We start from the raw sequence: 22811 nt of genomic DNA, 5'->3' as shown, positions 1-22811 counted from the left end.
GGAGTATAAGTTTAGTGGAAAAAGAGTACAGCGTGGATTGTACAAAATTGCCAACGGTAAAACTATTAATGCCGATTGCAATGGAGCGATTAATATTTTAAAAAAAGTAAGTACACAGCTAGGGTTAGACTTAGCCAAGGTACGTAGGGGAGCATTGACTCTCCCCAAACGGTATAACGTTAGTAACTTAACTAAATCATATCGTAAGCGGAGCGAACAGGTTTTAACCTATGTAGCGACATCTGCTTAGAATCCACGTCATTTTAATGCGTGGAGAAGTCAACTGAGTTGAAATTAATTATCCATTTTTTTGATTGATGGTTTCTGTCAGTTTTTCAATAGCTTTGATGAGATTTTCTTGAGCTACGATTTCAGCGTTAACTTCTTCTTCGGCGATGGCTTCTGCCTCGGCTTCGGCAATCTGTTGTTTGCGCTCCAATTTACGCTTTAAGGACTCAAAAGAGCGAATTAATAAAAATAGACAAAAGGCTATTACTAAAAAGTTAATTACTGCAGAGAGAAATAGTCCATATCTAACGGCACCATAGCTTAATTCTTCAAGTTTATCTACCCCCGCCGCTTGAATAGCGGGATTGAGAATTAGAGGGGTAATAACATCTTCTACTAAGGAATTTATAATACGTCCAAAAGCTGCACCGATAACCACCGCTACCGCTAAATCAATGACATTCCCTCGCATAATGAATGTACGAAAATCTGCCACTAATTTTCCAAAACCGCTTTTGTTATTATTTGTTGTCATAGGTATTTTTTCAGTTTGTTATGATATTTTTTATGTCCATAGGATAAAGCATTTTTGGCTTAAATAAACAAAAGTTATTGTTAAGTTTATTCTTTTTATGATTAAATACACCTTTAGACTTAATCTTTTTTATAATTAAAACACACTAAAAATTAAGGCTTTGATACGGCACAAAAAAATAAATCTATTCCTAATTTAAAATATTTAATAATATGAATTGGTGGCGCAAACTTAAAAAAAATCCTTTGGCAAAAATTGGAGCAATTATCTTAATATTTTTTTATGTAGTGGTTATTTTTGCAGATTTTATAGCTCCTTATAGTCCTTATACATCCCAAAATGATGGCTCTTTATTACCCCCTACCAAAATTTATTGGCGTACTCCCCAAGGAGAATTCACTGCTCCCCACGTATATCCCACTACCCAAGGACCAACGGATTTAGAAACGGGCGATCGCCTCTTAGAGGTAGATTGGGAAAACCCATCACCCATTCGCTTTTTTATTAAGGGTACACCTTATCAATTTTTACAAATAAAATTACCCCTTCCTCCTACTTTTGAAGAAAAAGAAATTTTTGGAGGATTTACCTCAACTCGTCGTTTATTTGGTACGGTTGGAGAAGGTAAAATAAACCTTTTAGGCACCGATGAACAGGGGAGAGATCAACTTAGTCGCATCTTATTTGGGGGCAGAATTAGTCTTTTTATTGGGTTAATTGGTATTGCTATTTCCTTTCCCTTGGGTATGTTTATTGGAGGGATTGCGGGGTACTTTGGCGGATGGATAGATAGTATTTTAATGCGGTTAGTGGAGGTATTGATGACCATACCCGGTATTTATTTATTGGTTGCCCTAGCGGCGGTATTACCCCCAAGCCTAAGCAGTGCGCAAAGATTTTTACTCATTGTCTTGATTACATCATTTATCGGATGGTCTGGTTTAGCAAGGGTAATCAGGGGTCAGGTATTATCTATTAAAGAACAGGAATTTGTACAGTCAGCAAAGGCGATCGGAGCCGGGCCATTTCATATTATTATTCGTCATATACTACCCCAAACTGCCACTTATATCGTCATCTCTGCCACCCTATCCATTCCTAGTTTTATCGTGGCGGAGTCGGTATTAAGCCTCATTGGCTTAGGAATACAACAACCTGATCCTAGTTGGGGAAATTTACTCTCTCTTGCGTCTAATGCTTCTATAATCGTATTACAACCATGGTTAATAATCCCCCCTGCTTTATTAATTATTTTGACGGTTTTATCGTTCAATCTTTTGGGGGATGGTTTACGGGATGCCCTTGATCCTCGTAGTGTTAATAAATCATAGTATCAAGGTTTAGTTTTTTCCTAAACTCTGCTTATAAAAAGTCATTTCTTTTGCTCTGAGTGGTGGTTAAAAGTTGTTCAATTTGTTCCCAGTTATCAGATTCTATATGATTAATAATAGCCTCTAAATTTTGTTGATATTCCTTTAAACTGTTAAGGATATTTTTCTTATTATTTTTTGCCATCATTAAACCCAATTCTGGATTTCCTCCCCCTACTCGGCTCGTATCCTTAAAACCTGAACTAGCTATTTTTTGGGCAAATTCTCTTATTTTTTCATCTTTTTCAGACAAGCAACTATGAATTAAATTCGCACTTATCAGCACAGGTAAATGGGAAATCCACGCCACTGCTTGATCGTGAATGGTGGGGGTTGTGGTTAATATTTGACAGCCCACCGAGAGCCACATTTTTTCCACAAGGGCGATCGCCCTTAAACTGGTATTATGAATAGGGGTAATAACACAAGGAGCATTGATAAATAAATCCTTTACCGCCGCATCAATGCCACTATTAGCCGTACCCGCCATGGGATGACTACCCACAAAATTTGACCATATTTCTTGGGCCGGTGCCACAATGGACTCCTTTATCGAACCTACGTCCGTCACCACTGTATGGGAAGATAGATAAGGAACTAGATTTTTAAGAGTCGGGAGAATATACTCCATGGGAGTGGCAATGACCACAATATCACAACCTTCTAGTAAACTAAACTCAATTCCCGATGTACTCGCTATCCCCTTTTGCAAGGCTTTTTCGCAGGTTTCAGGACTTCTTGATATACCGATAACCCCATGACCATTGCCCATCAAATCTAGCCCCAAAGAGCCACCAATCAAACCTAAACCGATGATTCCTACCCTCATTTACTCCCTAGGCATCGCCGCAAAAATAGAATCTCCATCCACCGTGACAATAATTTCCCCATTATCCTTAATCCAATATCCTCGTAAAAAAGGAGCTAACTCTGGGGTGATGGCAGAAGCTGGGGGAGAATGTAAATTATCCGTGTGGCACATTTCAATATCTTGAACATCGCTCACCACCAAGCCCACTAATTCCCCTGTGCTTAAACTTTTGAGATTTTGATTACTAGGGTGGATTACTACCGCTTTATGATTAGAAGCCGTTACCGATTGCTCATACCAAGGAGTAAAGCCCAATAACTGTCCTAAGTCAATCATCCAGACAATCTCTCCCCTCCAGTTATATACCCCCATTACCCAACTAGGCATATCTGGCACGGGAACAATTTTACCAAAGGGAATTTTTAACACCGCTGCAATTTGCGACAAACTAACCATCAAATTAGTGTCGGGAAGTAGTACAAATCTTAAAAATTGAGACGCTTGAGAGGTGGTGTCTTTATTAATTGACAAGGATAGGTTTGATTGATTGTCCATGGTTTATTCCATAATGGTGTAGAGGGTAGCTGAGAATTAATTTCCCATCATTTTCCCTCAAAAAAATATTTTATGCTGTCAATTTTCTTACAGTGCTAAATAATTCTTCTTTATTAACGGGTTTGGGTAAATAGGCATCCGCCCCCTGTTTCATGCCCCAAAATTTATCCATTTCACTACCTTTAGTAGAACAAATAATGACGGGGATTTTGTTGGTATTATCGTTAGATTTGATTTCTCTACAAATTTCAAAGCCACTTTTACCTGGTAACACCACGTCTAGGATGATTAAATCAGGGTTAATGTTAGGAATTTTTGTGAGGGCTTCTTCTCCACTTTCTGCCGTAGTAATAGAAACACCTATTTCTTCCAAATAACTTACTAATATTTTTCTCTCGGTGGAGGAATCGTCAACTATTAATACTTTTGCCATCTTGTTTATTAACCTCTATAAATTAATCATAATATTTGTGTTCAAACCATAACAATGATATAGCAATCTTTTCCTTTTCCATAGTCTAATTGCTATCTTTCCCTTAGGATACCCCGATTTTTAGATGTTTTTTAATAGTTTCTAATACTAAGGCTCTATCTACGGGTTTACCGATAAAGTCTGATGAGCCCACCATTTTTGCTCTGACTCTATCTACTAAGCCATCGTTTCCTGTCAAAATTACGATGGGGGTGTGTTTGAAAAAGGTTAATTTTCTTAGTTGACTACAGATTTCATAGCCGTTAGCATTGGGCATGATTAGGTCTAGGAAAATCAAATCAGGTTTTTTGGCTAGTAAAATGGCGATCGCCCTTAGGGCATCATTAATACCAATAAAAGAATAACCAGCCCCCGTGATAATCTTTTCCATGGTTTGACAAATTAAAGGACTATCATCCACACAAGCAATGGTAATGTTGCTGTTAGCGGATAAATCATCATCATCCACATCACTGGATATAGGCAAAGAAGGGGCAGGAATATCACCAATTTCAATTAACCGGACTAAGCCCCGTTGTACATAGGGTAACAAAGAACGAGTTACCGTCAACACATCCCGTTTCATTCTCACGGACAAATCCCGCAAAGTTTGTTGTCCATCCAATAATTGGGTAAGGGTTTGATACACTTGAGGATTAGTTTGTTGCTGCAACTCTTGGGGCTGAGTGATGACAGGAGCCATATCTGGGGAGCGATCCGCAATTTTAGCCGATTGCCATGCGTGCCATGCCTTTTGAGCCTCGGAAATTACCTGTTCAGCATCTATCAATACCAAACGAGAAGAAAAGGGTAAAGTGCGATCGGGTTTTAACTCACAAGTAACCTGCATAGCTTGGGTGACATCAAACAAAACCTCCGTAATATTTTGACGAATCATTTTTGCTGCCTGCTCTAGGGTAATCCTTTGTTGATCTACCCAAAAACAAAGTAACTCATATTCCCAACAATTATTCTGCTCATCCAACTGTAACTGATTAATATCATTTTGAATCGCCCCCATGTGAGAAGGGATATGGGGTAGATTTGCCACCAAGTTACGGCGCCATCTTCGGACAGGATGATGCCCCCCCGTAGCATAGACAATGCGACCGAGATAAAGATAAAATACCCACTTATTACGAGTTCCAGTCAATAATAATTGACCACTGAAACGGGGTTGTTTTAAGTTTTCAAAAAATCCCGCTTGTTTTAAAGCCGTAAACTCTCGAAAAGGTATTGGGTTAGACATATTCTCTTGGGGCAGTCGTTAGTTTCTGAGTGAATTTAATAATGGTTCTATTATCTTGTCACACCTTCTAGGGTACCACAATTTGGAGACTTCAGCCCCTTTCAGCCCATCTCTTAACTTAGTATAGGAAAAGAAAAATCTATTTTATACTCCAAAAAACTGTCGATGGGGACAAGCCGCAATTCTAGTGTCAGGAGTTAGGGGAGTACCTTCAGCGGTGGTAGTCATACCTCTCATTTTCCTAACGGCATTAATAGAAGAAATGCAATCACAACCAAATAATCTTACTGCCTCATCACTTTCTTCATCAGTAAAGTTCATAATGTAATCCCCAAATTCATTTTTTTCTAAGCTGGGATATTCTACTGTTTCATTTTCCCCTGTGCTAAATACACTACTTTCAACACTGCTTCTAAATCTTATTTCCTGAGCCTTTACAGAAGAGCTAGACTCCCCAAAAGTCATAAAAATAGAGGCAATCACAAGGGGAGTGGACATAACCAGTGTTTTGAAAATTTGATTAGCATTCATCACAAATAATTTCACTAAGATAAAAATGATTTTTTGCCCATGTTATTTAATTATTAGGGGATCTGTCAAGGGGGAGCAGAAAACTATTGACAACCATAGAGAAGAATATTCGTCACAGAAAGTTATCCATAAATCTTGTTTTATAATTTTTTGTAGTGATTTTTTTCGTAATTGCTTACCCCACTGCCTCAATTTAGCTACCACAATACTTTTGCCCAAAATGACCACACCTAACTTTCAAAAATTTTTTAAACCTCTCCTAGAAATTGCATCTGACAACAAAGAGCATTCAACGAAGGAAGCCAAAGAAATCCTCATCAAAAAAATGGGATTAACTTCAGATGATTTATCAGAAAAAGTGAGAAGTGGTGCCATGACAAAAGTAGATAATAGAATTTGGTGGGCAAAAAGCTACTTTGTTAAGGCAAAAATATTCTCTTCTCCAAAAAGAGGAGTATTTAAAATTACTCAAAGAGGAAAAGATTTACTCGCTCTAAATCATGAAGAAATAACCACAAAAGAACTTCAACAATATCCTGAGTTTTTAGAGTTTTCTAGTAATAAAAAACAAAAAATAGATAATGAATCTTTGGATAAAATTTCCATAGATAAAGAAACTCCTGAAGAAGTATTAGAAAATTCCTATGAAGAAATAAGAAATCAATTAGCAAACGAGCTTTTGGATATAATCAAACAGCACTCTTATGAATTTTTTGAAAATTTAGTAGTAGATTTGATGGTAAAAATGGGCTATGGTGGTTCAAGAAGTGATGCAGGACAGTCCGTTGGAAAAACTGCGGATGAGGGCATAGACGGAATCATCAAAGAAGATAAACTGGGATTAGATTTAATTTATTTACAAGCAAAAAAATGGGAAGGCACAATTGGCAGACCCGAAATTCAAAAATTTGTTGGTGCTTTACATGGAAAAAGAGCAAAAAAAGGTGTTTTTATAACCACTGGAACATTTACGAAAACTGCTTTTGACTATGTAGAAAATATTGAATCAAAAGTTATTTTAATTGACGGTAATAGTTTGGTTAATTATATGATTGATTATAATTTAGGAGTTTCTAGTTCCGTGGTTTATGAAATAAAAAAAATTGATACAGATTATTTTTTGGAAGATTAGTAATAGGATACATTGTGACAGTATCAAAAATAAGTAAATTGTCATGGAAAAAGTGAAGTCGTAAGAGTAGGGCAAAAGACAACAGTTTTCAGCTTTTGATTATTGCAATATTTTCAGTTTTCTACCTTTAACTGTATTTTTGTCGAAAAAGCCTTATTTTTGATAAGTTTAATGGTAAAAGAATGGTAAAAGATTTATTTGTGTTAACTTAACCTTGCTATAATCAGGGAAGTTTTTATATCACCGTCAAAGAATCCTTAAAAAAATAAGTAATGATCTGGCCCTTTCAACCTAACACCAAGAAAAAAATTGCCAAAATTGAAATTAATGGAGCGATTGGCTCTGGAACTCGTGTACAAGTTTTGGAAGCCTTAAAAACTGTAGAAGAAAAAAAATATCCTGCTCTGTTGTTGCGCATCGATTCTCCTGGGGGTACGGTGGCTGACTCTCAAGAAATCTATTCCGCGCTGAGGAAATTGGGAGAAAAAATTAAAATCGTTGCTAGTTTTGGGAATATCTCCGCTTCTGGGGGGGTTTATATTGGGGTAGGAGTAAATCACATTGTTTCTAACCCCGGAACTATTACGGGCAGTATTGGGGTTATCATTCGAGGTAATAACCTAGAGAAGTTGTTAGATAAAGTAGGGGTATCTTTTCAGGTGATCAAATCTGGCCCTTATAAAGATATACTATCTTTCGATCGCAACTTAAGCGCTGAAGAAAGGGAAATTTTACAACAACTCATTGACAGCAGTTATGAACAGTTTGTACAAACCGTTGCCGAAGGACGTAATCTTTCTGTTGAGACGGTGAAAGGTTTTGCTGATGGTCGTATCTTTAGCGGAGAACAGGCTTTAAAGTTAGGTTTGGTTGATAGACTCGGTGGCGAAGAAGATGCCCGTCGTTGGGCTTGTGAGTTGGTGAAGCTAGATCCTGAAAAAACAGAATGTGACACCATCGAGGAACCCAAACCACTAATTAACCGTTTGCTTAATGGTCGTAGTCAGGTAAAATCAGGGGTAGGTTCAGCTATTAATTGGTTAGAATTTGAAATGGCAACTAATGGACAGCCTTTATGGTTATATCGTCCTTAAGTTGATGATTATTTGCATTCAGTCGGGAAAGGAGTAATGTCACCCATGTGGAAAGTACGGGCAATTAGAGGGGCAACTACAGCCCAGAGTAATACTATTGATGCCATGAGAGATGCTATCAGTGAGTTGATGATTGAAATTGAGACTCGCAATCAACTTGACTATGATGATGTCATTAGTGTTATTTTTACTGCTACCCCTGATTTAGATATAGCTTTCCCCGCTGCGATCGCACGGGAGCGTCCCCACTGGGCCAATGTACCCCTCCTCGATTTACAGCAAATGAAAGTAGAGGGTAGCTTAGAGCGTTGTATTCGAGTTCTAATTTACTTTAACACCACCAAACCCCCCAGCGAAATTTATCATCCCTATTTACGCAATGCTCAAAATTTGCGCCCCGATTGGAGTTTGGCTCAGTTTTCCAGATATTAATTTTTTTATCTAAAAAAAAGGTGGGCTATGCCCACCCTAATGGTTAGTAAGTTGTTACCACCGAGCGACGACGGCGGGTAAATTTCCCATCTCCGTTAATGTCTTCATTGTCACTGTTATCGTCATTATTATCGTTAATGTCAGGTTGTACCTGCAACATAAATACAACGAGGGGATTACTTCTCAATTCCCTTTGAATCAGTCTATCTAAACTCGCTTCCACATCAAGACGAATACTTGACCAATTTATCTCCTCATTAGCATTTAATAATAAGGCACTTTTAATGCGATCGCCTATGGTTTTATCCACATTACGACTAATCAAACGTTTCAACATAGAGATTTCAATTTTGCTGACTACTCCACGGAGATTAATTTGAGGCTCTTCCAAAAGTCTGCCCTGATAGTTAACGGGGGCTACCACAGTAATGACCCCATCCTGAGCAATTTGGGTTCTTTCTTCCATTACATGGGTGCCATGGACAATACCAGAGTTATCAACTAATTCAATTCCAGAAGGTACTCTAGGCCCTTTGGCAATGGTATCAGGGGTTAATTCTATGGTATCACCGTTATCAATGATGACAATATTTTCTGCTGGAATGCCTACACTCTGGGCGGTTTGGGCGTGTTTTACTAACATTCTATGTTCCCCGTGTACAGGAACCACAAATTTAGGTTTGGTTAAAGCCAACATCAATTTTTGATCCTCTTGGCAACCATGACCAGATACATGAATCCCTAAATTTTTACCATAAAGGACATTTGCTCCCTGCATAAACAATCTATCGATGGTATTTACCACAGGAATCGTATTACCCGGAATGGGATTTGCAGAGAAAACTACGGTGTCCCCTTGACGAATTTTTACTTGGCGATGTTCACCCCGAGAAATCCTTGTCATGGCGGCAAATTTTTCCCCCTGAGATCCCGTACACAGGATTAATACTTGCTCATCGGGAAGTCTATTCATCGCCCCCAAGGGGATAAAGAGATCCTCTGGACATTTGATATATCCTAGGTTACGGGCATGGGCAATGACATTCAACATAGAGCGCCCGACGATGGCAACCTTACGGTTATATTTTTGAGCCAATTCTAAGACCATATTCACCCGATGGACGGAGGTGGCAAAGGTGGTAAGTAATAAGCGCCCGTGGGATTGTAAAAATATTTTCTCTAGGTTCGGATAAACGGATCTCTCGGAGGGGGTAAAGCCCGGGACTTCTGAGTTGGTGGAGTCTCCGAATATACATAATATTCCTTCTTCCCCTAATTGGGCGAGGCGGTGGAGGTCAAAATATTCGCCATCTACGGGGGTATGGTCAACTTTGTAGTCTCCTGTGTGGATGACAACGCCTACGGGGGTATGGATAGCAAGGGTGAAGCTATCGGCGATGGAGTGGGTATTACGGATAAATTCTACTTTGAAGTGTTTACCGATTTTAACTACTTCCCTAGGACCTACACTCTTGATGATGGTGCGATCGCTCAGTCCTGCTTCTTCTAATTTATCCCTGAGTAGAGACATAGCAAGGCGAGGGCCGTAAATGATGGGGGTATCAATTTGTCTTAAGTGGTAAGGAATACCGCCAATATGATCTTCATGACCATGGGTAGCGACGAAGGCTTTAATCTTATGATTATTTTCCCGTAGATAGGTCATGTCAGGTAATACTACGTTGATGCCGTGCATTCCATCGGTAGGGAAGCCTATTCCTGCATCTACCAAAATGATTTCGTCTTCATATTCATAAATACAGGTATTTTTACCAATTTCATGGAGTCCACCGAGGGGAATTACCCTTAGGGCATTTTTATTACTGGTAATTTCTGGACTGTTCTTTTCGCTAATTTTAGCTTTAATTTTTGGAGTGTCTTTCAATGTTTTTGTAGGTTTTGTGGTTGTGTCGCTAGTCTTTCTTTTTCTGCCTTGAATTTTGTAAACTTTATTCATAGATTGATGTAATGTTCTCTTTTTTGATTGAATTGATGAAAATAATGATCTACTTTTGCCATCATAAAGGTTAGCTAGTTTGTATCTTTTTAATTAACTAAATTAAGCCTTTAGAAAATACAAAAAAGTAGCGTATTGCTAACCCACAATTGAAAAATGTGATTGAGGGCTATGGATTTGTTGATTTTTATAAATTTTTTTTATTCTCTATACTGTGTGTAAACCTCCTTTTGTTTTGAACCGAAAACTTTTAATTTCTTGTGTAGAAAAAACTTTAAAATACTGAAAATATTGAGGTAATAAATGCTTTATTATTTATAATAAACCTAGCTCTTGAAGAACTTTTTTCACTTCTAGTTCATGGTCATTAGAAATAGGCGATAGGGGTAACCTAACACCACCAACATCCCATCCTAGTTGTTGTAGGGCTGATTTTAAGGGAATAGGATTGGTGTCGCAAAATAATACTTTAAATATGGAGTGTAATTTTTGTTGAATTTCTTGGGCAAGTTTATTTTTACCTAGTTCGTAGGCTTGAATCATAGCTTGAATATCGTTACCTACTAGATGACTAGCAACACTAACCACTCCGACACCTCCCACGGTCATCATTGGTAGGGTTAAAAAGTCTTCTCCTGAATAGATTAACATATCATCACCACAAAGGGCGTTAATTTGGGCTGCTTGTTCCAAATTGCCACTAGCTTCCTTTACTGCCACTATGTTATCAAATTTTTGACCTAGTTGCGCAATGGTAGCCGATTCGAGGTTTTTTCCTGTTCTACCGGGGATGTTGTATAGCATGATGGGAAGGTCAGGACAGGCAGAGGCGATCGCACCGAAATGACGATATAAACCTTCTTGGGGGGGTTTATTGTAGTAGGGTACTACTTGCAAAGAGCCATCAATACCAATTTTTTCAGCTTCACGGGTAAGGGCGATCGCACTGGCAGTAGAATTAGAACCAGTACCCATAACAATTTTACCTCGATTACCCACCGCAGATTTAACCACTTTTAACAGCTGATTTTTTTCCTCATGCTCAAGGGCTGGAGATTCCCCAGTAGTACCACATACCACGATGCCATCACTACCATTATCCACTAAATAACTAGCCAATTTTTCTGCCACACCATAATTAACAGAGCCATCCCCATTAAAAGGTGTCACCATTGCCGTCAAAACTCGACCAAAAATATAATCACTCATCGCTATTAATTTAATATCTCTTGGGGATTAGTCCAACCCTGAGCCAAAATTTTTACATTTACATTACGTAGTTTACCAATTCAATGGGCAATGTACAACTTAAGGAATTGATAATGAATAGTTGATAATGGATAATGAATCAGCGAACTAAGCTAACACCTACTTATGTAAAAGTTTTACTGTGCCAGATTTTCTAATAATAAATCGGCTACCTTAGCACTAGAAGCGGGATTTTGCCCCGTAATAACCTTATTATCTGCCACGGCATAAACCCCCCAAGGTTCGGAGGCTTTCTCATAGATTCCACCTTTTTCCACTAGGGCATCTTCCGTTAAAAATGGTACAGCTTTATCTAATTCGATTTGTTTTTCTTCATCATTGGAAAACCCTGTCACTTTTTTTCCACTAATTAAATAACTGCCATCGGATAACTTAGTATTTAACAAGCCCACTGAGCCGTGACACACTGCCGAAACATAACCACCATTTTCATAAATTTTTTGGCTAATAGTCTGTAATTCTTTGTTGTCAGGAAAATCCCACATTACCCCATGACCCCCAGCATAATAGATGGCAACATAATCATCAGGATTAACCTCACTGGGTTTAAGGGTGCTACCTAAACGGTTCATAAAATCTTTATTTTTATACCACTGCCAATCGGTATCATCAGCCATGGCTAAACTGTGAGGGTCAATGGGAGTATAACCTCCTTGGGGGCTAACGTAGTCAACTTCATATCCTGCTTCTTCTACTTTTTTGACAAAATGGACGGCTTCCCCAAGCCATAATCCTGTGGCACGGTTGAGGGTGGGATATTTTTCGATACTGGTTAAAACTACTAATATTTTTTGCTTAGACATATAGAAAAGTATAAATAATTACAGTTATATGATACTTAACTTTTTTTGGGTAATAGGGGTGGAATTCCACCCCCATGGATTTAGATTTCAACTTTATTGAAGATGGGTTGATAGAAATATGATAGTTTTTTCCCAAGCATCTTGAGCTGTTTCAGGGTTATATCTATTACCTGATGAGTTGGCAAAAGCATGATCTGCATTTTCGTAGATGTGAATTTCTACTTCTTTATCAAGACTTTGTAAAACCTGTTCAAATTCTCTGACTAGCTCGACAGAGGGATTTTGATCTAGTTCACCAAAAATACCAAGGATGGGCATTTGTAGGGTAGCCAGTTTTTCGGGGTCGGTGGTGATATTACCACCATAATAAATTACGGTAGCGTCTAATTCTGTGGGTAACAACAGGGCTGTATTTAATGACCATAATCCGCCAAAGCACCAGCCCATGGAGGCAATTTTGGGAGCATTGGTTTCATTTTTGAGGTAGTTGTAGGCCTGTGTGAGGTTGTCTTCTAGTTCTGGGCTAGAGGCGATCGCCCTTTGCACTAATTCCATGGCTTCATCGGGGTTATCCGCCACATCTCCTTGGTATAAATCCACCGCTAAGGCCACATAACCTTCCCCTGCCATTTTGTCTGTCATGGCTTTGATATTGTCGTTTAACCCCCACCATTCATGGATTAAAATAACCGCTGGTAAGGGTTCCTCAACCCCCGCAGGACGAGAAATATAACCTGACACCATTTCACCGTCAATTTCGGCATACTCCACCATTTTTCCTACTACTTCTGTTTTGGGGGCATCAGAGATAATTCCAGTGGGTACGGGGCGATCGCCCTTATGAGCTTCTGCCATATAACGAACATAGTCAGAAGCGGTAGCTGGTGTAGGTTGATTAATATTGAAAATTGCCAAAGATATTACAAGGAAAAAGGATGCGAAGGCAAAGTAAATAAATTTGCGCATATTGAATGATAAAAATCTTTTTTTGAGTGAACACTTTAAATCGTAGTCAATCTGAATAAAAATTGATGGCAAATAATGATATTTTATGAATAAATAATCAAAAATAAATAGATTAGTTCACCCTAAGTTACAGCTCAAAAGACTAGAGGCTACAATGATAGATGTTATTAAAATTCTTAAATTAAATTAATGGATACCATCGTTAAAAGCCCTCAAATTCGCCCACAAATATTCGATTTACAACCCCAATTAGTGGAATGGCGTAGGAGAATGCACCAGTATCCCGAATTAGGTTTTAGGGAAAATTTAACTGCCGATTTTATTAGTTATAAACTGACCCAATGGGGCGTAGAACATCAAAGGGGTGTTGCTCAAACGGGCATTGTTGCCACCATTAAAAGTGATGAGGAGGGAAAGGTTTTAGCTATTCGGGCGGATATGGATGCTTTACCCGTGTTTGAATTAAATGAAGTTTCTTATAAGTCTCGCCATGAGGGGATTATGCACGCTTGTGGTCATGATGGACACAGTGCGATCGCCCTTGGTATTGCCCATTATTTAGCCCATAACAAAGACAAATTTAGGGGAACGGTAAAAATAATCTTTCAACCCGCCGAAGAAGGTCCTGGGGGCGCTAAACCTATGATTGAAGAAGGGGTCTTAAAAAATCCTGATGTGGATGCCATCATCGGGCTACATCTTTGGAATAACCTTCCCCTTGGTACGGTGGGAGTTAGAGAAGGAGCATTAATGGCGGCGGTGGAGTGTTTTAAATGTCAAATTTTTGGCAAAGGTGGTCATGGGGCAATGCCCGATCAAACCGTTGATTCTATTATGGTGGGCGCTCAAATCGTTAATAGTTTACAAACCATCGTTAGTCGCAACATAAAACCCACCGATTCCGCCGTTGTCACCGTGGGAACTTTTGAAGGAGGTACGGCTTTAAATGTGATTGCTAATACGGTAAAAATGAGTGGTACGGTGCGCTACTTTAACCCAAAATATGAAAAATACATCGGTGAAAGAATAGAAGCCATTGTTAAAGGTATCTGTGAGAGCCACGGTGCGAAATATGACCTCGATTACTGGCAACTATATCCCCCCGTTATCAACAATCCTTCCATCACCGAATTAGTGAGAAGTGTTGCCCTTGATGTGGTGGAAACTCCTTTAGGGGTAGTGCCGGAGTGTCAAACCATGGGGGGAGAAGATATGTCCTTTTTCTTACAACAAGTACCCGGATGTTATTTCTTTTTAGGTTCGGCTAATGCAGATAAGGGGTTAAATTTTCCCCACCATCATCCCCGTTTTGATTTTGATGAAACTGCCCTTAGTTTGGGGGTAGAAATGTTTGCCCGTTGTGTGGAAAAGTTTAGTCACTACCAACAAAAAAGTTATTATTAATCAACTCTTTTTTGAGTTTTTGATAGTAGATGGGGCTAATGGATAAAGTTCCTTTTTCTCTTTTGAGGATAGATTCCCTTAATAGTCTTTGGATTTGGGCTTCTATATGACTCTCTGGTTCTGCTAAACTAAGGGCTAGGTGCGATCGGTTAATATGTCCATGAATTAAAACTGAGTGGAGTAAATAACGCTCATTAATGGAGAAAAATGGCAAGTCTGGGAGGTATGGGGTAATTTGTTGTAGGGTGTAGGATGATTCTGTGTCGATGATTTCCTCGAAGGTGATTTGTGACAATTTTTCTTCGTCAACATTTTCTTTGTCTAGTCTTAGGCTATTTATCCACAGGTTAAGGGCAATACTAGCTACTCCTGATGATTCATCGGCTAGGTAATTCCAATAACTTTCGTCATGATCTTCTTCTTCTGAATTATCATTGGTGAGTTGTTGATTTTTTTTAAATTTATTATCAACCACCGTTTTGATTAAAGGATCTAACCAATCCCTTAACATTGCTCCTTCTAGGTTTGGTAAGGAATGAATGGTGTTAAAGTAGGCTTTGATTTGACATACATAATCAAGAAAATCCCATGCTAAATGATTACAACCCACTATCCAAAAACAGTTGGGGTTATGAATAATTAGTTCTCTCAAAAATATTATACTGTTCCATCCTTCTATATCTCTTAGAAAAAGTGCTTCTAGGGTTGGTATTACTATAATTGTGGTTCTTTCTTCTAAGGATTCTTCGTCGGGAATATTATCTATTTCGTCCAGGTTATCTATTTCTACTTGGGGATGAAGTTCAAAACTTTGTTTTATTTGTTCGCTGATGGTCAGGGGGTTACGAGGGCGTTTTGGGAAGGGTAGGGGGGTAATAATTTCTAGGGAGGTGCGATCGCCTTTCCAATTTTCGATACTATTATCAATTATTTTGCTCAAATTTTCCACAGGATTTCCCAAGATAACAATACTATTTTCGGCTTCTGGGTCTTCTAACCATTTTTTTAGGATAGGGGCGATCGCCTCTTGTACACTTTCTTGATAGGCTACAGGACAATCTAAAGACTCAATATATTCTTTAATATCGATCTTTAAAAATTGAGGAAGTTCTAATAAATTATCGTTATCTTCATTAATACTTTGGGTTTTAATAAATAAAGATTGTATTTTATTATTAATGGTTGTTAACCATGATTTATCCATAACCTTTTTTACAATTATATTTAATATTAGTTAATCATACTAAAAGTTTTGAATATTAGGGCAAATATCACCCTCTAAGGTTTCCGCAAATTTCCAACCAGATAAAATTGCTTTCAACTCACTTTGTAAAATTTGTAACTGCTCAATTTGTTGCTCGATATTATCTAATTTATCTAATAAAACCTCTTTAGCAACACCACAAGGAATCTCTCCCTCATCATATATTTTTAAAATATTCTCGATTTCTTTTAAAGTTAAACCTAAAGATTGCGATCGCCTGATAAAACTAAGACGATTAAAAATAGAATGATCAAATAAACGATAACCGACCTTATTACGAGTGATATGAGGAGTTAATAAACCTAAATCATCATAGTAGCGGATGGTTTTGATGGGGATACCACTAACGGAAGCAACCTCACCAATTTTTAAAAGATTTGGTTGATTTTCCTTATCAATAGTCACGATAATCTTGTTTTCTGCGTAATACGGGCAAGGGTTGGGCAAAGGTGCGCTCGGCTTCGGGCAAATAACGGCGAGTATTGCGAGGAATTTTTTTCTGGGTTGTTTGTTGAGTTTGTAGCCAACGCAGAATCAAACCCGTTACCACCAATAGAAGTCCAAAAGACATTAGACTCCAATGTTCACTAAATCCTCCCATGGCAAGTTCTACCGCTCCAAAGGTGAAAATAAAAGCGGAAATAGGCTCTTGACGATAAACAGATTTTAATGATTTGGGAAATTTAGATTTCATAACCACATACTAAACCATATACATTGATTATAGGATAATAACTAGGCTACCAAAATTTGCTCACAAAGTTTATCCTCTAGTTCAACTTCTTCTTGGTGGGTGGATTTTATCGCTTGGGTGATAATTTCAGGAATGCTCATACCCTGACGATATTGACTAAGCCATTGTTGGGCTTGATTACCCTGTTCTAATATTTTATGGGTGGGGCTGAGAAAACAACTAAAACCTTTTGCCCTTGCCACGGGAAATAACTCCGCCAAAAGTTGTTCAATCCATTCTTTCGCAACAATTTTTCTGCCATCTTGCCAGTGGAAAAGTTGAGCATCCAAACTATTTTTACTTACTTCTTTTTCATTGTATTTGACCATATCCAATAATTCGGTTTCTAAATCCCCATGGTTAATGCTACTTTGAGTTAGGGGATCTAAATCTTCATTTTCTAACACTTGCCAAATCCTCGCCTCAAGGAGTGCCGTAATAGCTAATAGATGGATGGGGTTCAATACTAAATCAGATATTCTCAATTCTAAACGATTGAGACTGTAGGGGCGGTTATCTCCGTTAGGACGCACAGAACACCACAAATGTCTTACATTTTGCATTGTCCCAAGAATCAGTTGCTCCTGTGTCCAGTCAATAAAGTGTTGATGATTGTGGAATAGGGGTACATCTTGGGGAGTTTGGGGAAATAGATGCCAACGGGTGGAGTGGTAGCCAGAGGGTTGATTATCGAGAAAAGGGGAGGAGGCACTGAGGGCAAGAATAAGGGGGGCTTCTAATCTGATGAGACGATAGGCTCTCATGAGGGTTTCAATGTCATCGATACCTATATTAATGTGAATACTGGCGGTGACGATGTTGGTATGGTAAGTTTTTTCGATGTAGTCGTGGTAGTGGTTATCAGGATCTGAGCGATGAAAACTGCTACTATCTCCTAGGGAGAGGGTGCTACCCGGTATGATGGTATAGTCGCCAAGGGATTTTAAATAGTTTCTTAAGTCTCTACGGGGACGTAATAAGGCGCATAAAAGGCGATCGTAATTACATAGAGGTGCGGTGGTATATTCTACATTACGACTATCGGGTTCTCGGACAAAGCCATGTAAATCTCTGACAATTTGACTAGAAAGCCCCACAACTTCTCCCTGTGGTGTTCCAGTATAGACTTCAACCTCAAAACCTTTTGATAGTAGCACCGCTTTTCCTCAATTTCTATTGATCATTTCTTGACTACTCTTCTGTCTAAAGACGAGAGGATTCTTCCTTCACCGAGTGATGCCTTTCAAAAGTAAACTTTTTACTTGGTCTTACTCTCTCTCCAGGAGCTGTAACGATATGCCCTACCGCCAAAAATACCACAGACGTTTTACTTGAAATTGGCTTGGTTTTTGCCTATTTATCGTCCGTAGCGACATCGGTTAAAAACCTTGTGAAAATTCTAACATAGAGCCGTCATTCATGACGGGGTTTTAGACCCATCTTTTTGATAATTGTTTGGAAAAACTGGAGAAAGTAATACACTAAAAGTGGTGGTAAAAATTTTTTTCAGAAATAGAGCAAACTAGATTTTAATGAAAGGTAAAATACAACCTGCCCCGGGTGCTAGAGTAGTTATCAGAGATGCAGAGTGGTTGATTCAGAGAGTCGATCGCACTCTAACAGGTAAAATGATATTACAAGTGGTGGGCATCAGCGACTTCATCAAAGGAAAATCAGGGGTATTCATCGATGAATTAGAAAAAGACTTAGAAGTATTAGACGCCAAAACCACCAAATTAGTTAAAGATGAATCATCGGGATATAGTAAATCATTGCTATTCATCGAGTCTAACCTAAGAAATACAGCACCGACTACCTCTGATCTATATGTCGGGAATAAGGCGGCCATGGACGTTTTACCCTTTCAGTTAGATCCAGCCTTAAAGGCTCTGAAAATGCCTCGCCAACGGCTTCTCATTACCGATAGTGTGGGTTTAGGCAAAACCCTCGAATCAGGAATATTGGTTACAGAACTAATGCGCCGAGGAAAGGGTAAAAGAATTTTGGTGGTGACAACCAAAAGTATGTTAACTCAATTTCAAAAAGAATACTGGTTTAGATTTACCATTCCCCTAGTGCGTCTTGATTCCGTCGGTATCCAAAGACTGCGTAATCGTATCCCCACAAATCATAACCCTTTCCATTACTACGATAAAGCTATCGTTTCCGTTGATACCCTCAAACAAGATCGGGAATATCGCACCTACTTAGAACAAGCCTACTGGGATATTATCGTCATCGATGAATGCCATAACGTAGCCAAAAGAGGGCAAGGAAAAAGTGCCTCCCTGCGTTCTAGGTTAGCAGAAAGATTAGCTAACCGTTCTGACACATTAATTATGCTATCTGCTACCCCCCACGATGGTAAAGCCGAAAGTTTCGCCAGTTTGATGAAAATGTTAGACCCTACGGCGATCGCCTCTGAATCTGACTGTACTAAGGATGATATTCGGGATTTATATGTGCGCAGATTTAAAAAAGACGTTGCCCACCAACTCGCCAAACACTTCCCCGAGCGTGAAGTGCTACCTGTGGAGTCCATTGCCACCCCCCAAGAAGAAAAGGTTTTTTCACTCCTAAACGAGCTTAAACTAGCTTCTATAGATTCTAAAGCCACCGCAGGAAGACTATTTAAAACAACCCTGCTCAAAGCTATGTTATCTAGTCCCATGGCCTGTTTAGAAACCGTCAACAATCGACTAAAAAAGTTAGAAAAAAGCGAAGAAAAAGAATTTAGAGTCAATTTTCAAGAATTACAAGCCCTTAAATCTGCCCTAGAAGTAATTACTTCCCATAGCTTCGCTAAATATCAACAACTACTGAAATTGATTACCTCTAAAGAAAGAGGTAGTTTTGCATGGAATGGTAAAAATACAAAAGATAGATTAGTAATTTTTACCGAAAGATTAGAAACCATGCGTTTTCTCAAAGAAAACCTACAACAAGACTTAAAACTAAAAGAAGATGCCATCGAAACCCTAGATGGAAGCATGGCAGATGTAGAATTAAATCAAATTATCGAATCCTTTGGGGATGAAAAATCTAAATTACGGTTAATTATCGCCACCGATGTAGCTTCCGAGGGCATTAACCTACATTTCCTCTGCCATCGCCTAATTCATTTCGACATTCCTTGGTCATTGATGGCATTGCAACAGCGTAATGGTAGAATTGACCGTTATGGACAGAATGATCAACCCTTAATTCGTTATCTGTTAACCCGTAGCGACAATAGGCGCATGGATGAGGCAGAAAGAATTATTAGGGTATTATTAACCAAAGATGAACAAGCAGTAAAAAATATTGGTGATCCTTCCGTTTTTATGGGAGTATTTGATATAGATGAAGAAGTAAGAATTACCGCCAGTGCTATTGAGTCGGGGGAATCTGCTGAAGATTTCGACACCATGTTAACTCCTGATAGTAACGATGATGAATTTGATTTCTTTGCCCTATTGGATGCCGAAGCCGAGGTAAGCAACGAGGAAGAAGTAGAAAAAGATATACAACAGTTTCCTCAACTATTTAATGACGATTTTCACTACACCCTCAAGTCTTTAGAGGTAGTCAATCAAAAAACCCCATTACAATATCAGGTAATAGAAGAAAAACGATTAATGGAGTTAACCTTCCCCAAAGATTTAAAACGCCGTTATGACAGACTACCCAAAGAAATTCAACCTGCACCTACTCAACCTTTAAGACTTTGTGCTGATAAGGAGTTGGTAAAACAAGACTTAGAAGAATCTCGTAAAGCCGAAGAAAGATGGACTCCTGTACAGTATTTATGGGAACTACATCCTGCCGTACAATGGTTAAATGACCTTAATTTAACGGCCTTTGGCAGACATCAAGCCCCTGTTTTAACCATACCTTCCTTGATGGCTAATGAAACGGTATTTGTGATGACAGGGTTAATCCCTAATCGCCGAGGGCAACCTTTACTTAATGAGTGGTTTTCAGTAATCTTTATGGATGGTAAGTTTAGCCATGTTGAAACCTTTAGCGACACTGTAAAACGTACTGGTTTAGGAAAAAATCCCATCCCTAATCAACAGTTACCCATTCCAGAAATTTTATTAGATTTGAGAGAAAAAGCGGTGGATATTGCTCGTCAAGAAATGTTGGTAAAACGTAAGGAATTTGAGAATAAAATTAATAAACAATTAGATCAAGAATTAGAACGTCTTGAAATCCTAAAAACACAACATAATAAACAATTGGAGCTAAAATTTAAGGATAATAATGCCTTAGTAGAAGAAAGAAGACAAAGGGAAAAAAATCACATTGAGAATATTTTTAGTAATTATTTTACATGGGTTCAAGAAAGTATGACCACCGAGCCTGAGCCTTATATAAAAATTATTGCAGTTTTTAATAGTTAAAATAATGTAAAAAATTAAACAGTTTTTTCAACTAATAAACCTTGTAAATATTTATGTAAAATTTCTCCTGTTAAGTTTGATGGGGATATACCTAGTTGATAGGCTAATGCTGTTAGTTTTTGTTCATCTTCTTGGGACAGTATTACATTGACTGATTTTTGAGAATATTCTTGAGCATAACTTTGATAAGTATTTTTAGCTACCTCAATATCTTTTATGCTATTCCATTGGTCATTTTCCACACTGTTTAAAAGCTCTTTTTCTTCTTTATTTAAATTCATTTATTTAACCTCTTAGATATTTTTTAGTCATTTTACGACTAGGAATAATAGTTTTTAAGAATATTTCGTGATTATTTTCAATAAAAGGTACTAAATAAGCGTATTCATCAATATTAACTATAAAAATACGTTGTTGACCGTATTTATCTTGATTATAATGCTCAATTACATCTAATAAATATCCATCCTTGATAGCTTTCACTATATCCTGAAAACTAATATTTCTTTCTTTTATTAATAGTTTATTTTTAGCTTCATTCCAGTTAAAGTTTTTCACATTATATGATTTTGACTTACATTTTTAACTTAATATAATACATTTTTTTAACAATTAACATTATCTGATTAGTTGTCATATTAAATTAATGTTATATTGCTTAATACCAGTGTAAATTATAAAGTCATGGCACAATTAACAGGTATCACCAACTATAACGAATTTTACTCTAACCATTATCTTGATGAGATACTCTCCAATGACTTAAAAGACATCATCAAAAAGTGGCAGGAGGAGGCGCAAATTAATGGTACCAAAACACCCCCTGAGTTGATAAAATCCCTTGCTAAAAACTATTTTAAAATTCTTAATCAGTGGGATGAAGATGCCGACACCATGGAATTATTAGCTATCCAACGGGGATGGTTACAAGAATTTGTGGAGGTATTGGGTTATGACTTTAAACCCCAAGTTAAACCCCTTGATAATGAGCAGATTTTACCGATTGTTTCGGAGATTAAAAAAGATAATGGTATGCCCTTGTTGTGGATGGTGGAAACCATTACCGATCGCACTGAAAACGATGATATATTAGAATCAACTATTCATCAGGCACAATATTCCCATTTAGAATTTGACCACGATCCATTAACAGGAATCACCCTTGAAAATGTAGTCTCAGAGGGCATTTTTGGGCTTGACAATCCCCCTCGGTGGGTAATTTTGGCAAATCTGAACCAAATAGTGCTTATTGACCGTTTTAAGTGGAATAGCTCCCGTTTCCTCCGCTTTGACTTGAGTGAAATTTTGGGTAGAAAAGATAATGATACCCTAGGGGCGATCGCCACGTTACTACACAAAGAACATACTTGTCCCTCGGAAGGTACTACATTACTAGATCAACTGAATGAAAACTCCCATCGCCATGCCTTCGCCGTATCCGATGACTTGAAGTACGCCCTGCGGGAATCCATTGAACTATTAGCGGTACTTAAACAAAACTCAAGCCCAAACAAAGCCTAAACTAGCTTTATAAGCAGAAAATACCTCAGTATTATGGGCAAGCCAGTGGACAAAACGAAAAGATACAGCAGTGCGAAATGCCTCGAGTGCTTCAGCAAAG

23 protein-coding genes and 1 pseudogene are annotated in these 22811 nt (G+C 38.2%); 8 read left to right on the top strand and 16 right to left on the bottom strand.

Annotated elements, in window-relative coordinates; all coding sequences use genetic code 11:
* A pseudogene (locus tag ACXITR_RS04325) lies at positions 1 to 250 on the top strand (RNA-guided endonuclease TnpB family protein); the annotation flags it as partial.
* 48 nt (positions 251 to 298) lie between these two features.
* On the opposite strand, the gene mscL reads toward ACXITR_RS04325, so the two are convergent.
* Complete coding sequence (gene mscL, locus ACXITR_RS04320; protein ID WP_457996001.1) at positions 299 to 763, bottom strand: large conductance mechanosensitive channel protein MscL; 465 nt, start codon at positions 761 to 763, stop codon at positions 299 to 301.
* Between the two features lie 212 nt (positions 764 to 975).
* Between mscL and ACXITR_RS04315 the strand changes: the two genes are divergently transcribed.
* The gene (locus ACXITR_RS04315) at positions 976 to 2094 is read left to right on the top strand and encodes an ABC transporter permease (protein ID WP_457996000.1); all 1119 of its coding nucleotides are present in this window, start codon (positions 976 to 978) and stop codon (positions 2092 to 2094) included.
* Positions 2095 to 2125: 31 nt separating this feature from the next.
* Here ACXITR_RS04315 and ACXITR_RS04310 read toward each other — a convergent pair whose 3' ends face one another.
* From ACXITR_RS04310 to ACXITR_RS04290, 5 genes are all read right to left on the bottom strand, one after another.
* Positions 2126 to 2962: a prephenate/arogenate dehydrogenase gene (locus ACXITR_RS04310; protein ID WP_457995999.1), complete on the bottom strand. Its 837-nt coding sequence runs from the start codon at positions 2960 to 2962 to the stop codon at positions 2126 to 2128.
* Complete coding sequence (locus tag ACXITR_RS04305) at positions 2963 to 3499, bottom strand: chemotaxis protein CheW (RefSeq protein ID WP_457995998.1); 537 nt, start codon at positions 3497 to 3499, stop codon at positions 2963 to 2965.
* A gap of 70 nt (positions 3500 to 3569) precedes the next feature.
* Complete coding sequence (locus ACXITR_RS04300) at positions 3570 to 3932, bottom strand: response regulator transcription factor (RefSeq protein WP_457995997.1); 363 nt, start codon at positions 3930 to 3932, stop codon at positions 3570 to 3572.
* A gap of 103 nt (positions 3933 to 4035) precedes the next feature.
* A complete protein-coding gene (locus ACXITR_RS04295; RefSeq protein WP_457995996.1) occupies positions 4036 to 5220 on the bottom strand; it encodes a response regulator in 1185 nt (394 codons plus the stop codon).
* A gap of 144 nt (positions 5221 to 5364) precedes the next feature.
* Positions 5365 to 5718 carry a hypothetical protein gene (locus tag ACXITR_RS04290; RefSeq protein ID WP_457995995.1) on the bottom strand — a complete coding sequence of 118 codons (354 nt, stop codon included), beginning with the start codon at positions 5716 to 5718 and terminating at the stop codon, positions 5365 to 5367.
* Positions 5719 to 5971: 253 nt separating this feature from the next.
* Between ACXITR_RS04290 and ACXITR_RS04285 the strand changes: the two genes are divergently transcribed.
* The 3 genes from ACXITR_RS04285 (at position 5972) to aroH (ending at position 8409) form a co-directional block, all read left to right on the top strand.
* Positions 5972 to 6883 carry a restriction endonuclease gene (locus tag ACXITR_RS04285; protein WP_457996002.1) on the top strand — a complete coding sequence of 304 codons (912 nt, stop codon included), beginning with the start codon at positions 5972 to 5974 and terminating at the stop codon, positions 6881 to 6883.
* A gap of 272 nt (positions 6884 to 7155) precedes the next feature.
* Positions 7156 to 7977: a signal peptide peptidase SppA gene (gene sppA / locus ACXITR_RS04280; protein ID WP_457995994.1), complete on the top strand. Its 822-nt coding sequence runs from the start codon at positions 7156 to 7158 to the stop codon at positions 7975 to 7977.
* 36 nt (positions 7978 to 8013) lie between these two features.
* Positions 8014 to 8409 carry a chorismate mutase gene (gene aroH, locus ACXITR_RS04275; protein ID WP_457995993.1) on the top strand — a complete coding sequence of 132 codons (396 nt, stop codon included), beginning with the start codon at positions 8014 to 8016 and terminating at the stop codon, positions 8407 to 8409.
* Positions 8410 to 8452: 43 nt separating this feature from the next.
* On the opposite strand, the gene ACXITR_RS04270 is transcribed toward aroH, so the two are convergent.
* The 4 genes from ACXITR_RS04270 to ACXITR_RS04255 form a co-directional block, all read right to left on the bottom strand.
* The gene (locus ACXITR_RS04270; RefSeq protein ID WP_457995992.1) at positions 8453 to 10366 is read right to left on the bottom strand and encodes a ribonuclease J; all 1914 of its coding nucleotides are present in this window, start codon (positions 10364 to 10366) and stop codon (positions 8453 to 8455) included.
* A 315-nt stretch (positions 10367 to 10681) separates the two neighbouring features.
* Positions 10682 to 11575 (bottom strand): 4-hydroxy-tetrahydrodipicolinate synthase, encoded by an 894-nt coding sequence (gene dapA, locus ACXITR_RS04265; RefSeq protein WP_457995991.1) that lies wholly within the window; start codon positions 11573 to 11575, stop codon positions 10682 to 10684.
* 176 nt (positions 11576 to 11751) lie between these two features.
* Positions 11752 to 12438 carry a type 1 glutamine amidotransferase domain-containing protein gene (locus ACXITR_RS04260; protein ID WP_457995990.1) on the bottom strand — a complete coding sequence of 229 codons (687 nt, stop codon included), beginning with the start codon at positions 12436 to 12438 and terminating at the stop codon, positions 11752 to 11754.
* A gap of 93 nt (positions 12439 to 12531) precedes the next feature.
* Positions 12532 to 13404, bottom strand: a complete 873-nt coding sequence (locus ACXITR_RS04255; protein ID WP_457995989.1) for a dienelactone hydrolase family protein — start codon at positions 13402 to 13404, stop codon at positions 12532 to 12534.
* A 189-nt stretch (positions 13405 to 13593) separates the two neighbouring features.
* Between ACXITR_RS04255 and ACXITR_RS04250 the strand changes: the two genes are divergently transcribed.
* Positions 13594 to 14808 (top strand): M20 metallopeptidase family protein, encoded by a 1215-nt coding sequence (locus tag ACXITR_RS04250; RefSeq protein ID WP_457995988.1) that lies wholly within the window; start codon positions 13594 to 13596, stop codon positions 14806 to 14808.
* Here the strand turns inward: ACXITR_RS04250 and ACXITR_RS04245 are convergent.
* Genes ACXITR_RS04245 through gshA form a run of 4 tightly spaced genes read right to left on the bottom strand, consistent with a single transcriptional unit; the run spans position 14777 to position 17962 of the window.
* A complete protein-coding gene (locus ACXITR_RS04245; RefSeq protein WP_457995987.1) occupies positions 14777 to 16012 on the bottom strand; it encodes a MarR family transcriptional regulator in 1236 nt (411 codons plus the stop codon). The genes ACXITR_RS04250 and ACXITR_RS04245 overlap by 32 nt on opposite strands.
* 39 nt (positions 16013 to 16051) lie before the next feature.
* Positions 16052 to 16477, bottom strand: a complete 426-nt coding sequence (locus ACXITR_RS04240) for a MerR family DNA-binding protein (protein ID WP_457995986.1) — start codon at positions 16475 to 16477, stop codon at positions 16052 to 16054.
* Complete coding sequence (locus tag ACXITR_RS04235) at positions 16467 to 16766, bottom strand: hypothetical protein (RefSeq protein WP_457995985.1); 300 nt, start codon at positions 16764 to 16766, stop codon at positions 16467 to 16469. The genes ACXITR_RS04240 and ACXITR_RS04235 overlap by 11 nt, the downstream gene beginning before the upstream one ends.
* 41 nt (positions 16767 to 16807) lie before the next feature.
* Entirely contained in the window at positions 16808 to 17962 is a 1155-nt protein-coding gene (gene gshA, locus ACXITR_RS04230) for a glutamate--cysteine ligase (protein WP_457995984.1), read from the bottom strand.
* A gap of 375 nt (positions 17963 to 18337) precedes the next feature.
* Between gshA and ACXITR_RS04225 the strand changes: the two genes are divergently transcribed.
* Complete coding sequence (locus tag ACXITR_RS04225) at positions 18338 to 21190, top strand: helicase-related protein (protein WP_457995983.1); 2853 nt, start codon at positions 18338 to 18340, stop codon at positions 21188 to 21190.
* Between the two features lie 14 nt (positions 21191 to 21204).
* Here ACXITR_RS04225 and ACXITR_RS04220 read toward each other — a convergent pair whose 3' ends face one another.
* Entirely contained in the window at positions 21205 to 21471 is a 267-nt protein-coding gene (locus ACXITR_RS04220) for an antitoxin (RefSeq protein WP_457995982.1), read from the bottom strand.
* 4 nt (positions 21472 to 21475) lie between these two features.
* Entirely contained in the window at positions 21476 to 21748 is a 273-nt protein-coding gene (locus ACXITR_RS04215) for a BrnT family toxin (RefSeq protein ID WP_457995981.1), read from the bottom strand.
* 126 nt (positions 21749 to 21874) lie between these two features.
* Between ACXITR_RS04215 and ACXITR_RS04210 the strand changes: the two genes are divergently transcribed.
* A complete protein-coding gene (locus tag ACXITR_RS04210) occupies positions 21875 to 22711 on the top strand; it encodes a hypothetical protein (RefSeq protein ID WP_457995980.1) in 837 nt (278 codons plus the stop codon).
* The last annotated feature ends 100 nt before the right edge of the window (positions 22712 to 22811 follow it).

Source organism: Cyanobacterium sp. (assembly GCF_054166785.1).
The sequence above is the reverse complement of the archived record's forward strand: the minus strand, read 5'-3'. Positions and strand labels throughout refer to the sequence as shown.